Genomic DNA, 12,031 nt, shown 5'->3' on the forward strand with positions numbered 1-12,031 from the left:
TGACACGCGATCGCAGCATCAAGCAGATGAAATCCCTCGATAACGATCTCGACAAAGCCTTGGGGCGCATCAGCGGCGGACTCTACATCATCACCGCCAAACGCGGCGAAGCCACCAGTGCCATGTTAGCATCCTGGGTCGCCCAAGCCAGCGTCGAACCAGCGGGCATCTCGATCGCCGTCGCCAAAGATCGCGCGATCGAATCCCTAATGCACGTCGGCGACAGGTTCGTGTTAAATATCTTAGAAGAGGGCAACTATCAGCCCCTAATGAAACACTTCCTCAAACGGTTTCCGCCTGGAGCCGATCGATTTGCCAATATCAAGGTTTACCCAGCATCAAACGGTTGTCCCATCTTGGCGGACTCGCTAGCCTACTTAGAATGCGAAGTCGTCAGCCGGATGGAAGGCGACGATCATTGGATTGTCTATAGTACAGTGGATATCGGACGGGTGGCGAAGGCTGATTCGCTGACAGCAGTTCATCATCGGAAAGTAGGAAATCACTATTAAGTTAGTGGATAGTCAATAGTTGATAGTTAGGGTCTGTCGGGGAACCCGACCGGAGCGCATCCGCTTTATGCTTGTGTTTTAAACGCAGCCAAAAATCTAATTCAAACCTGCCCAACCCCACCAGTATCTAGACCAAAAAATCTCCTCCTCTGAGGGATGCCCGTAGGGCAGCATATTTATAGTGCGGGTGGGTAGATCTTCGCGGAACCCAACATGTGGGGAATGGAAAGATCGACATTCACAAATTACTGGTGACGATCGTTGGGTAGACCGAATGTAAAACCCAGCCTACGGGCTACGGGCGGCTAACTGGCAATTTTTTTATGATATTGTTGAAGTGAAAAATATTTAGAACTAGTGTACTCAAATGTTTGACCATATTTCCTTTGGGGTGACAGATTTTGCCAAAAGCGTGGCTTTTTATGATGCGGCACTGATCCCATTGGGCATCAATCGGATGTTTGCCATGTCTGCCGAAGCGATCGCGGGTTATTCTGGTGCTAACGGTAGTACCTTCTGGCTCTATGGCAAAACTAGCGATCGACAATCACTGATTACCATCCCAGATCGCCCGCGATTTCATTTAGCATTTTCGGCTCCTAGCCGCAGTGCAGTGACGGCTTTCTATCAAGCCGCGATCGCATCGGGCGGCAAAGATGAAGGTGCGCCAGGAGTGCGTGCCCAATATCACCCCAACTACTATGCTGCCTATGTATTTGATGTCGATGGATATAAATTAGAAGCCGTTTGTCATCAACCAGAGTAGGTCTACCCAAGAAACGTTAATTAATAAAATCTTTATGAATTCAAATTATCTCGAACCAAGAATCGATCCACAAAGAATTGACTACTTACTACATCAACAAAACTTATATCAAGCTGCTAAACCAGAATTACTCGGACAATATGAGGGGCAGTATATAGCATTTGAAAATGGAGTTGTATTAGATAGCGATCGCGACGATCGACAGCTAATGCCTAGACTATATACTAAATATGGACATCGAGACATTTTAGTTGAATACGTTTGCGATCCCGAACCTCAATTATCTGTATCTGCTGCTGGTCATTTATTTCCAATCAAATAATGGCTCTGTTTAACTATGTCGATTTAGGTGCTGGTTTGCCACCTGCTCCGATTGTTACTCTGACTATTTATCCACCTGAGTGGGAGCGAAATTCGACAGAAAATATTGCTTATTTCTGTACGGCATTTTTAGATACTGGGTCTGATTGTACTTTACTTCCTTTTGAAGCAATCTCCGCATTAAATCTCACTACTTTTAAAGCTAATGCTCAGATTGTTGGTGTTGGAGGAGGACAAATGCAGGGCTTAGGCTGTTATGTAGATCTGAGTATTGGCACCCGAAACTTTTCGGCTATTCGGGCTTATGCTTGTCGATTAGTCGATTTGAACGGACACGCAATTATCGGTAGAGATGTTTTAAATCAGTGTTTGGTGGAATTTGATGGTTTGGTAGGCAAAGTGAGATTGTAATCTTAGTAAATTCGAGGAAACATTTATGGAAAAAGTAGTAAAAAATCGATCGACATCACCGCCGATTTGGATTGACAAAGTTGTCCTCGTATTAGAAGCAGTCCAAGACTTCATCATCATTTCCCTTTGCCTCGGCTTATTTGGGGTAATGGTATTGCAACTCCGATCGATGTTCCTCTCCCTGCTTCCACCATTGGATTTTCAAGCAGTCACCGCCGACATTTTATTTATATTAATTCTCGTCGAACTATTTCGACTATTAATTATTTATCTCCAAGAACAACGAGTCTCAATTGCCGTTGCGATCGAAGTTGCAATTGTTTCGGTACTGCGCGAAGTCATCGTCAAAGGTGTACTCGAAATCCCCTGGACTCAAACATTATCCGCCTGTGCTTTTCTGCTAGTGATGGGTGCGCTGTTAGTAGTGAGAATTTGGGCGAGATCGATCGGTGAGCAAACGTAAAACCCACTATTGGCATGAATTAGAGGATAGCAAGCAGTGGATCGATTAGATAAAGACAAAGATTATGATTTAAAAGTATTGAAAATGATAATAGATAAATACTTAGATGAAGAAACCAGAGTGGTTACGGAAGAAAGTATTATTAAGTTGGAGAATAACTGCGACCAAGTTGTGTGGGATATAGTCACAAGGATTTATATCCAAAGTGGACATAAGATTGAATTGAACACGGTAAAATATGTAGTTGATTCTCGAATCGCAGCTATGAAGCATCAGTTAACCGCTGAAAAGGAGCGCATAGACGAAAAAAATCGATATGGCAGGGAAAGAATAGCATGTCAAGCAGCCCTTGAAGAGACTCGTTTGCGCAATGAAGTTACTAGTGTAATAGCAGAATTTGGAGGAGATGAAGGCAAAGCAATAATCTTTATTAAAACCAGGAAAATAATTTGCAATCAGTTATGTGTGGACGCAAAAAAAGTGACCCTGCATAGTCATTTATCAAATGATTTAGGTGCGGATAACTTAGACTCAGATGGACTTGTTATGGATTTAGAACAAGAGTTTGATATTGAAATATGTGATGAAGAGGCAGAAAATGAATTGCCTATTTATAATAGCCGCCGCCCAACAATATGGAATATATCGGAGGGGTCTGATTTTGATGTTTACGGAGCAAATTGCACAGTACAGAAATTTGTAGATCTGATTTATAAAAAAGTCTCCTATCCCACAAACAGTGAACAGATATAGAGATGCTTGGCAAACCACCAGTAGTTGTAGGGTTGGCACTTCCTAACCATCTAGCTTTCAGATACTTCTAGTAGGGTTGGGCGGGTTTGAATTAAATTCTATTACATCCGATATCGATCTCATAAACCCGCCCCTACAAATCTTAAATATTGGTACCTTTCTCCTTTCCCTCTCTCCCCACACAAAACCCATGACACCCACCAAACCCCGCGATGTCCAAATCGCCGAAATCGCACCCAACACCACCGTACTCCGCTCCCGCACCTGGGAACGCCTCAAATTTGAAATCGAATACGCCCGACAAAAAGGCACCACCGCCAACTCCTACCTAATTGAAGGCGAATCCACCGCTCTGATCGATCCTCCAGGTGAATCCTTCACCGACATCTTCCTCGAAGAACTCGGACAACACGCCTACTACCAACGCCTCAATTACATCATCCTCAGCCACATCAACCCCAACCGGATTTCCACCCTCAAACGCCTGCTCGAAGCCGCGCCCTACGCCACGATCGTTTGCTCCAGAGCAGGTGTAAACACCCTGAGATCGGTATTTGCCAACCAATCCTTCGATCTCCCCTCCCCCCGCGAAGATGAAGCCAACGATTTGGGCATCGAATTTGGCACCAACCAAACCCTGAAAGTCCATGTGGTGCGGGATGAAGAAACCCTCGACTTGGGCAATGGGCACATCCTGCAATTCCGCTTCGTACCTACTCCTCGTCATCCCGACGCGCTCTGTACATTCGATCGAGCCACTGGCATCCTCTACACCGATAAACTCTTCGGCTCCCACGTCTGCGATGATGCTGTCTTTGATGAGCAATGGAAAACCCTCACCGACGATCGTCAGTATTATTTCGATTGTCTCTACGCCGCCCAGGCTCCCCAGGTAGACGCGATCCTCGCAAAACTAGCTGAATTCCCTGCCCGCATTTACGCACCCGCTCACGGCTCGATCGTCCGCCATAGCCGCAGCGTTCTCACCCTCGATTACCAGAGTTGGTGCGAACAACAGCAAAAGAAAGATCTCAGCGTCGCCCTCTTGTACACCTCAGCATACGGTAATACCGCCACCCTCGCCAGAGCGATCGAAAAAGGCATCACTCAGTCGGGTGTCCAAGTCAGATCGATCGACTGTGAATTTACCGCACCTGAAGAAGTCACCCGCGCCATCCAAGCCTGTGACGGCTTCGTCATCGGCTCACCCACGATCGCTGGACACCCCCCTACTCAGATCCAAACCGCCCTTGGTATCATCCTTTCTACTGCCAATCAGACTAAAGTAGCAGGTGTTTTTGGCTCCTATGGTTGGAGCGGTGAAGCAGTCGATCTAATTGTCAGCAAATTGCAAGATGTCGGTTATCCCCAAGGATTTGAACCGATTCGCGTTAAATTTGCACCGACTGAAGAAACGATCGAACAGTGCGAAGCTGCAGGGGTAGAATTTGCAAAGGTACTGAATAAAGCTAAAAAAGTCCGCGCTCCCAAGCAAGCAAGCATCGAAGGACAAACCGATCGAACTGGACGCGCAATCGGTCATGTAACTGGCTCTCTGTGCGTAATTACGGCGAATAATGGGGGTAAGCCAGTCGGTTTAATGTCCTCGCGAGTATCCCAAGCTGGGTTCAGTCCACCAGCGATTACAATTGCGGTGGCGAAAGATAAAGATTTGGAATGTTTAGCCAATCCTGGCGAGAAATTTGTTCTGAATATTCTCAAAGAAGGTAACAATCTCCAACGTCATTTTCTCCAACCAACCACGATCGGAATCGATCGATTTGCCGATCTAGAAACAACACTCGCTGACAATGGTTGCATCATCCTTACTGAAGCACTTTCTTATCTAGAATGCACCGTCAAAAACCGGATGGATTGTGGCGACCGCTGGTTGCTTTATGCAGTAGTAGATAATGGCAAAGTATCGGAGGTAAATAGTGTAACTGCTATCGACAGGCGGAAATCTGGCAACCAATATTAATGTCGATTGTTATTAATAGAAATCGATATAGATCTGTAGAGCATGTTTACGATCGAACTAAAATGGGTATTCTCTATGTATGACCACAAATGGGTAACGCTCGGAGAAACGATATGGAATGGTATCAACCTTGCCCAAACTGCGCTTGGGCAAAAGCCGAAGAAGTTGGCTTTACTTGGTGGGGTGGAGTCGTTGGGCCAAAAATGTTTAACCATGTAAAATGTACCCAATGCGGCACCACTTACAATGGCAAAACTGGGAAATCTAATCAACAGGCGATCTCCATTTATCTAGCTGTATCGGTGATGATCGGCATTGCTTTAGCAACAGTAATTTACCCATCACGCAACTCAGATCGGCAGAGTAATCCAAGCACTTCGGCTGTCTCCAAGCACGACTTCGATTCTCCCTTGGAGACGCTACGCGAACGAGTCGCGATTTCACCATCCTCAATAGTCGGTCGATCGTAATTAAGTCAATGAGTTATTATTGAAATTAAATTAAGTAGGGTATGTACCCAACTGCGAACCCCCATCTCCCAAGTTTTAATGCTGAAACCTTCACACCGTCTAGCCATATTGTTACATGAAGGAATCACTGGCGTACAGGGGAAAACGGGATTGACACTGTTGCGGTATAGTCCAACCCAGGTAGTTTGCGCGGTCGATCGATCGACCGCGGGTCAGTCTTTGGTAGAGTTGACTGGAATTAAACGCGATGTACCGATCGTCGGGTCGATCGAGTCTGCTCTAAATTATCAGCCAGATGTCTTGGCAATTGGGATTGCTCCATCTGGTGGAATCATCCCTGAGAGCTGGATCGCAGAATTAGCGGCGGCGGTAGCTGCTGGATTATCGATCGTCAATGGCTTGCATACGCCCCTGGCTAATCATCCCCAACTGGTAGGATTATTAAAACCAGGACAATGGATTTGGGATGTGCGTCAGGAACCCCAAGGGTTGAAGATCGGTACTGGTGCGGCGAAGTCTTTACCCTGTCAGCGGGTGCTGATGGTTGGTACCGATATGGCGATTGGCAAAATGTCTGCAGCCTTAGAATTACAGCGTACCTGCGAACGTCGGGGGGTAAAGTCCAAGTTTATCGCCACTGGACAAGCGGGGATGATGATTAGCGGCGAGGGTGTGGCTTTAGATGCCGTGCGGGTAGACTATGCAGCGGGTGCAGTAGAACAAGCAGTGATGCGTCACGGTAATGATTACGATCTATTATTAGTCGAGGGACAGGGTTCGCTCTTACATCCAGGTTCGACGGCGACTTTACCATTAGTTCGTGGTTCTCAACCAACTCAGTTGATTCTGCTCCATAAGATCGGTCAGGAAACCATTCGGAATTGTCCCGATGTCAAAATTCCCCCTTTAGCTGAAGTTGTGCGGTTGTATGAGGCGGTGGCTGGCTGTGCAGGAGCATTTGGTAATGTCAAGGTGGTCGCGATCGCGCTCAATGGTGGTAATTTGCCGGATGATGTCGTGCGAGCTGAAATCGATCGAGTCACCAGAGAAACTGGTTTACCCTGCACTGATGCCGTTCGGTTTGGTGCCGATCTATTGCTAGATGCAATTATTAATTGAGTGTGAATTTTAAAATGAGAATTGCCGAGCTGCAAAGACTGGGCTAAATCACCATACCAATTTTACTAAGATGGGTCTTACTCTGGCACAACTGGATCGATTATTAGCTGACTGGCAACAGAAAGCTGCTGCCGCTAATCAAAACTTACTAGATTTACACGATCTACCTGCATATCAACGGTTGAGTGGGATGGGCAATCCGCCCAGCAATGTAATCGGAATTACTCAACAACAAGCGAGTACAGCTTTAACGGCGATCGATCGGTTATTTGAGTACTTGGAATTATTGAATCAGTCGATAGATCGATCTCGAAAGTTGCGGCGAGAATTACCCTCTTTATTTGTCAGTGATAGTAAGTTACAAGAGATCGAGCAGCTACTAACGGGAATGTCGGTTGAGTTACCTAGTATCCAAAAACCAATAGCTGAAAGAGATTTACTTAGTTCGAGCCAACAGTTTCGAGCGGTTTCCCTCGAAACATTATTAGATCGGATGACTGTCGCATTTACCATCGCTCGGGATACCTTTGTCGCCGTAGATACAGCTTGGATAGAATTAGAATCAAACTTAATTAGCACTCATCAATCGCTAATCGAGCTGAAACAGTTAGCCACAAAATTACAAATAGGTGCTCCAGAATCACTGAAGATTGCCGAAACTAATTTTACCAATCTTCAGTTACAGATCGACCGAGATCCGCTGGGTGTAAATCGGACATTCGATCGAGATATTATCCCCCTAATTGATCGTAGTCGCAGTGAATTAGTAACACTCGATCGACAACGCCAACAGTTACAATCTGACTTAACTACCGCAGCACAGGAACTTCAGCACTTACAGCACTTACATCGAGAATTGATCGCTGTAAGTGCAGAAAGTCACGCTAAAATTAGTCATAGCTTACCCACGATTTCCCCATTACCACCGGAAGAACTTACCGAACTGGAACGCTGGCTAGAGCGGCTAGTGACAAAGTTTGCATCGGGGATAATTCCCCCCGTGCGCGTTGGCTTGACAAATTGGCTCAATAAAGTTCGAGCTTATACACTTGCAGTACAGTCTGCGCTGGCAGCGAATCGACTACAGATCGATACTAGGCAAGAGTTGCGGGGGAGATTAGACGCACTCACAGCAAAGGCTCTCGCTAAAGGAAAAGCGGAAGATCCACTGTTAACTGACTTGGCTACTCGAGCAAGTCAGGTACTCTATACTAGTCCTACAGATCTCAATCTCGGTAAAGATTTAGTCACCAGGTATGAACAGGCTTTAAATCGCGATCTCACCAGATAGTTGAAAGTGTAGGGCGTGTTAGCGTTAGCGCAAGCGTGCCATTTCCCTAGCCCGAACTAAAATTATTTACCGATCGGGGGTTGCTATTTATAGATGGTGATGTTATATTAGTTGAGTTGAGTGAAAAACAACGCGGAGTAGAGCAGCCTGGTAGCTCGTCGGGCTCATAACCCGAAGGTCGCTGGTTCAAATCCAGTCTCCGCCACCAAATTTAACGAAAAGCCGTACCAATTATAGGTACGGCTTTTCGTTTGGGATCTCGATTGCTCCTATAAATAACCTCCTTGAATTTCTAACCCTTATTTCTTATAAGGAACTTTCCAAAGATAGTAATTAAACATAAAATATCGCTATTGATATCTTGACCTTGACGAACAGCTTTCTCTCTTAGCTGCTCCTCTAATTCTGGACTTAGGTTGACAACGAACGTTATCGACTTAGTTCCTACAGCGTTTAATCCACTTACCTTATTTTAATAGCATAGATGAAATGAGTTAGTCGATCGATCTCAGATCGTGGTAGCTCGATCGAGTCGATCGTCCAACCATTGTTGTAAAATTACTGCAGCAGCAATTCGATCGATCGTCGCTTTATTCTGAGAGACTGAGATCTTTGCTGTCTTCATCATTTCTTCGGCAGCATAGGAAGTCAAGCGTTCATCTATATACTCGATTGGCAATTCGATTACAGCAGCTATCCGCCGTGCAAATTTCTGCACTTGCTTGGCTTGAGAGCCAATATTGCCATCCATAGTATAGGGCAAACCAATCACCAGGATCTCGACTTGTCGATCGAGAATAATTGCTGATAATTGAGCGATATCCTCCTGAAACGAACTGCGCCAAATCGTCGTAATTCCTGTCGCAATCAATCCCAACCCATCGCAACCAGCAATCCCAATTCGTTTGCTACCGACATCTAATCCTAATGCTGCGACTCTCATTTTAGGGGATAGGGAATAGGGGATAGGGAAAAGCCTCGCTCTTAACTCATTTTTAAAAACGCAGCATCTTATTTTCCATCATATCTGTCTTTCATCGCTAATGCAAAGAAAGCGTCTCAAAAGGAGTATCGCTGGCAAACTTCTCTTATGAACAACGATCTAAAAATAGAGGCACTGCGAACAATGTCTCTAAATCTTAATAATATTGAATATGACGATCGAGATGCTGGAAGATACTTTATGCAGCTAAATCTTGATGAATTTCATCTCCCACTCGATCGATCAAACTCAAGACATTCGATTGGGGTAAAGTTAATTCAGTCGTAGGTGCTAATAGATTAAGGAATCGATCGGCAATGTCATCTTGACGACCCAAGAAAAACTGTTCCCAATTATCTTGAGTTGGCTCGACATGGCTGTGAACTTTACAAGCGGGTGATTTGGCATTATTGCCTGCTAATTCGCGTTTGACGGTAAATTCAAATACGCAGAGGCTATTAAATCGAGCGTCTTTAGCACGTGCGGGAATCGAATTGGCGATCGCGTGACATTTCGTGACTCGATCGACAAGTTGTTGCCAATGGAAGCTAAAACTTGCCTGATTTGCCCCTTTTGCTAAATAAGCTAAACCAATTTCATGTAATGGTTGATTGTTGGCATCTAACAGCAAGACTTCATAACATTGAGCAGTACCATATTTCGCTCGATCGCTATAAAGATGTTTACTGTATTGTCCCGCGACAACTAACTTTTCTTCCTGACGAGAAACCTGTCTATCAAATGCAAATAAAGGCGATCTCGGTACGACCAACATCCGAGGTGATTGAATTAGCAATCCACGTTCTTTACCGCCACTATTGTACTCATACACGATCGTTTGAGATTCATCAATTTGTCCCCAACCAGCCTTTGCCATCTCGGTTTCAGTGATGAAATAACCGCATTCACTCGCTCCATTTTCGCCGCGCAAGGCTTGGATGCGCGGTAGCCTTGCATTGGGGTTAACATATTCGGGAGCCGCAAATCGATCGCGTAGTCCATTCTTAGGTGCTTCTGATGCAGCAATAGTCAGTTCTTCCATCTGTGGAAGAGACTCAATAAAAGCCTCCTGGGTGGGAGCGTGTAAGTATTCAGCAGTATTGTCTTTAGTCGCTCTGGTTTTTGAGTACGTCATAGATCTGCTCTGTAATAGTTTTGAATTTCAGTGACTGACAAGCTGTCTTTGGCTTCAGTCATTTCTTAGTACAAGTATATCATGAATTCAGTAAAATAGTACATAAAAACTGTAAGATAATTTTATCCCCCAATTCTAGTCAAAAGCCTCACATCTTGCACCAGCGGTATCTCCTGTCGGAGAGGCTGTGCCTACGGCAGGCTTTGCCAACGCCAATGCGCTGGCGGAGGTTCCCTGTAGATCTCGGCGTGACAAGACAGTACATAAAGACTGACGAATTTTGCTCCAAACTAGTAACTATTTCCTGAAAACTACCCTCTACCCTCTCAATACTAATAATTTTGTTTTGATGCTTGTTGTGAAAAGCCCCCTTTTTAAGGAGGTTGGGGATTTAGATCTCCAAACCAAGTCCAGTAAACTATTGTCCGAAAAACATCTTGCTAATTTTTAGATGGCTATGCTATGATTATATGTCTGGCATTATGTCAATTTTTATAATAAAGATTCTAAAGTGACAAGCTCGCGTGGCGACGCTTTAATGCGAAATAATAGGAAATAGCGAGATTAGAGCATATGGCAAATATTAAGTCTGCAATCAAACGTGTCGAAGTCGCCGAGCGCAATAGACTTCGCAACAAGTCCCACAAGTCGGCGGTACGGACACTGATGAAAAAATATTTCACGGCCGTCGAGAAACATACTACAACGCCTTCAGACGAAACTTCGGCTGAAGTCCAAAAATGTATGAATGAAGCATTCCAAAAGATTGATAAAGCCGTTCAGAAAGGCGTGTTGCATCGTAACAATGGTGCTAACAAAAAATCTCGTCTAGCTAAAGCGATCGCAGTTAAAGCTGCCTAAGCTAAATTTTGACCGAAACCAGTTAACCTGTGCTAAATGCAGCTAATTGACACTCACGTTCATATCAACTTTGACACCTTTGAGGCGGATCTAGAGGCAGTGCGCGATCGGTGGCGAGAGCATGGGGTTGTACAACTTGTACACTCTTGTGTTACTCCGGCCGAGTTTGTGAAGACCCAAAGACTAGCAAATCGGTTTCCCGAACTGTTTTTTTCTGTAGGGTTGCATCCTTTGGATGCGACCCTATGGAGATCGGAAATGAGAGACCAGATTCGAGATCTAGCAATAAGTGACAAGCGGGTAGTCGCGATCGGCGAAATGGGGTTAGACTTTTTTAAGGCTGACAACCAAGAGTGGCAGATCGAGGTTTTTCGATCGCAGTTACACATCGCTAGAGAGCTAGATTTGCCCGTAATTATTCACTGTCGCGATGCTGCGGTGATGATGCGCCAAGTTTGTCAGGAATTCTGGAAAGAATTTGGACAAGTGCGGGGTGTAATGCACTGCTGGTCGGGAACTCCAGAAGAAACCCAATGGTTTCTAGATTTGGGGTTCTTTATCAGCTTTAGCGGGGTGGTGACTTTCAAGAATGCAACTGGGATTCAAGCTTCGGCTCAGATCGTCCCTGCGGATAAGTTGTTGATTGAAACTGACTGTCCGTTTTTGGCACCTGTGCCTAAGCGGGGGAAGCGGAATGAACCTGCCTTCGTCAGTCATGTAGCTAGTTATCTGGCTCAGTTGCGGGGCGAAAGTCTCGATGATTTTGCCACTTTTACTACTGCTAATGCCCAACAATTATTTAAACTACCTATATTATCTACTATTAACTGATTAATTTATTTATTTTTTGTTCGCTACGTTCTGGTTAAATATATTGCAACGAAGATGCACTTTGATTTACATCGCAATCCTATATCATTTTCAGGTTTGATAGTACTGCTGAGATGATGTTTTTTGAACCGCAGC

14 protein-coding genes and 1 tRNA gene are annotated in these 12,031 nt (G+C 45.0%); 13 read left to right on the plus strand and 2 right to left on the minus strand.

Annotated elements, in window-relative coordinates; all coding sequences use genetic code 11:
- The 11 genes from RMO55_RS09355 to RMO55_RS09405 all read left to right on the plus strand — a co-directional run.
- The coding region (locus RMO55_RS09355) for a flavin reductase family protein (RefSeq protein WP_310426020.1) at window positions 1–512 on the plus strand (512 nt) is incomplete at its 5' end.
- Window positions 513–879: 367 nt separating this feature from the next.
- Window positions 880–1,278: a VOC family protein gene (locus tag RMO55_RS09360; protein WP_310426022.1), complete on the plus strand. Its 399-nt coding sequence runs from the start codon at window positions 880–882 to the stop codon at window positions 1,276–1,278.
- Window positions 1,279–1,312: 34 nt separating this feature from the next.
- Window positions 1,313–1,600, plus strand: coding sequence for a DUF5678 domain-containing protein (locus RMO55_RS09365; RefSeq protein WP_310426023.1), 288 nt, complete (start codon window positions 1,313–1,315; stop codon window positions 1,598–1,600).
- Complete coding sequence (locus RMO55_RS09370) at window positions 1,600–2,010, plus strand: Retroviral aspartyl protease (protein ID WP_310426025.1); 411 nt, start codon at window positions 1,600–1,602, stop codon at window positions 2,008–2,010. The genes RMO55_RS09365 and RMO55_RS09370 overlap by 1 nt, the downstream gene beginning before the upstream one ends.
- 25 nt (window positions 2,011–2,035) lie before the next feature.
- Window positions 2,036–2,473, plus strand: coding sequence for a phosphate-starvation-inducible PsiE family protein (locus RMO55_RS09375; RefSeq protein WP_310426027.1), 438 nt, complete (start codon window positions 2,036–2,038; stop codon window positions 2,471–2,473).
- Window positions 2,474–2,509: 36 nt separating this feature from the next.
- The gene (locus RMO55_RS22225) at window positions 2,510–3,226 is read left to right on the plus strand and encodes a phosphopantetheine-binding protein (protein WP_396134243.1); all 717 of its coding nucleotides are present in this window, start codon (window positions 2,510–2,512) and stop codon (window positions 3,224–3,226) included.
- Between the two features lie 190 nt (window positions 3,227–3,416).
- Window positions 3,417–5,207, plus strand: coding sequence for a diflavin flavoprotein (locus RMO55_RS09385; protein WP_310426029.1), 1,791 nt, complete (start codon window positions 3,417–3,419; stop codon window positions 5,205–5,207).
- A gap of 113 nt (window positions 5,208–5,320) precedes the next feature.
- A complete protein-coding gene (locus tag RMO55_RS09390) occupies window positions 5,321–5,677 on the plus strand; it encodes a hypothetical protein (RefSeq protein WP_310426031.1) in 357 nt (118 codons plus the stop codon).
- Window positions 5,678–5,755: 78 nt separating this feature from the next.
- A complete protein-coding gene (locus tag RMO55_RS09395) occupies window positions 5,756–6,796 on the plus strand; it encodes a DUF1611 domain-containing protein (RefSeq protein ID WP_310426032.1) in 1,041 nt (346 codons plus the stop codon).
- Between the two features lie 70 nt (window positions 6,797–6,866).
- On the plus strand, window positions 6,867–8,087 hold the full coding sequence (locus RMO55_RS09400) for a hypothetical protein (protein WP_310426034.1): 1,221 nt from the start codon (window positions 6,867–6,869) through the stop codon (window positions 8,085–8,087).
- 131 nt (window positions 8,088–8,218) lie between these two features.
- Window positions 8,219–8,295: transfer RNA gene (locus RMO55_RS09405), tRNA-Met, on the plus strand.
- A gap of 300 nt (window positions 8,296–8,595) precedes the next feature.
- On the opposite strand, the gene ruvX is transcribed toward RMO55_RS09405, so the two are convergent.
- Both ruvX and RMO55_RS09415 read right to left on the minus strand, forming a co-directional pair.
- Window positions 8,596–9,030, minus strand: coding sequence for a Holliday junction resolvase RuvX (gene ruvX, locus RMO55_RS09410; protein ID WP_310426036.1), 435 nt, complete (start codon window positions 9,028–9,030; stop codon window positions 8,596–8,598).
- 238 nt (window positions 9,031–9,268) lie between these two features.
- Window positions 9,269–10,204, minus strand: coding sequence for a DUF5895 domain-containing protein (locus RMO55_RS09415; RefSeq protein ID WP_310426037.1), 936 nt, complete (start codon window positions 10,202–10,204; stop codon window positions 9,269–9,271).
- A gap of 573 nt (window positions 10,205–10,777) precedes the next feature.
- Between RMO55_RS09415 and rpsT the strand changes: the two genes are divergently transcribed.
- Entirely contained in the window at window positions 10,778–11,065 is a 288-nt protein-coding gene (gene rpsT / locus RMO55_RS09420; protein ID WP_310426038.1) for a 30S ribosomal protein S20, read from the plus strand.
- Window positions 11,066–11,101: 36 nt separating this feature from the next.
- Window positions 11,102–11,896 carry a TatD family hydrolase gene (locus tag RMO55_RS09425; RefSeq protein ID WP_310426039.1) on the plus strand — a complete coding sequence of 265 codons (795 nt, stop codon included), beginning with the start codon at window positions 11,102–11,104 and terminating at the stop codon, window positions 11,894–11,896.
- Window positions 11,897–12,031 lie beyond the last annotated feature (135 nt).

It is taken from the genome of Chamaesiphon sp. VAR_48_metabat_135_sub, assembly GCF_031418915.1.
Classification (GTDB): Bacteria; Cyanobacteriota; Cyanobacteriia; order Cyanobacteriales; family Chamaesiphonaceae; genus Chamaesiphon.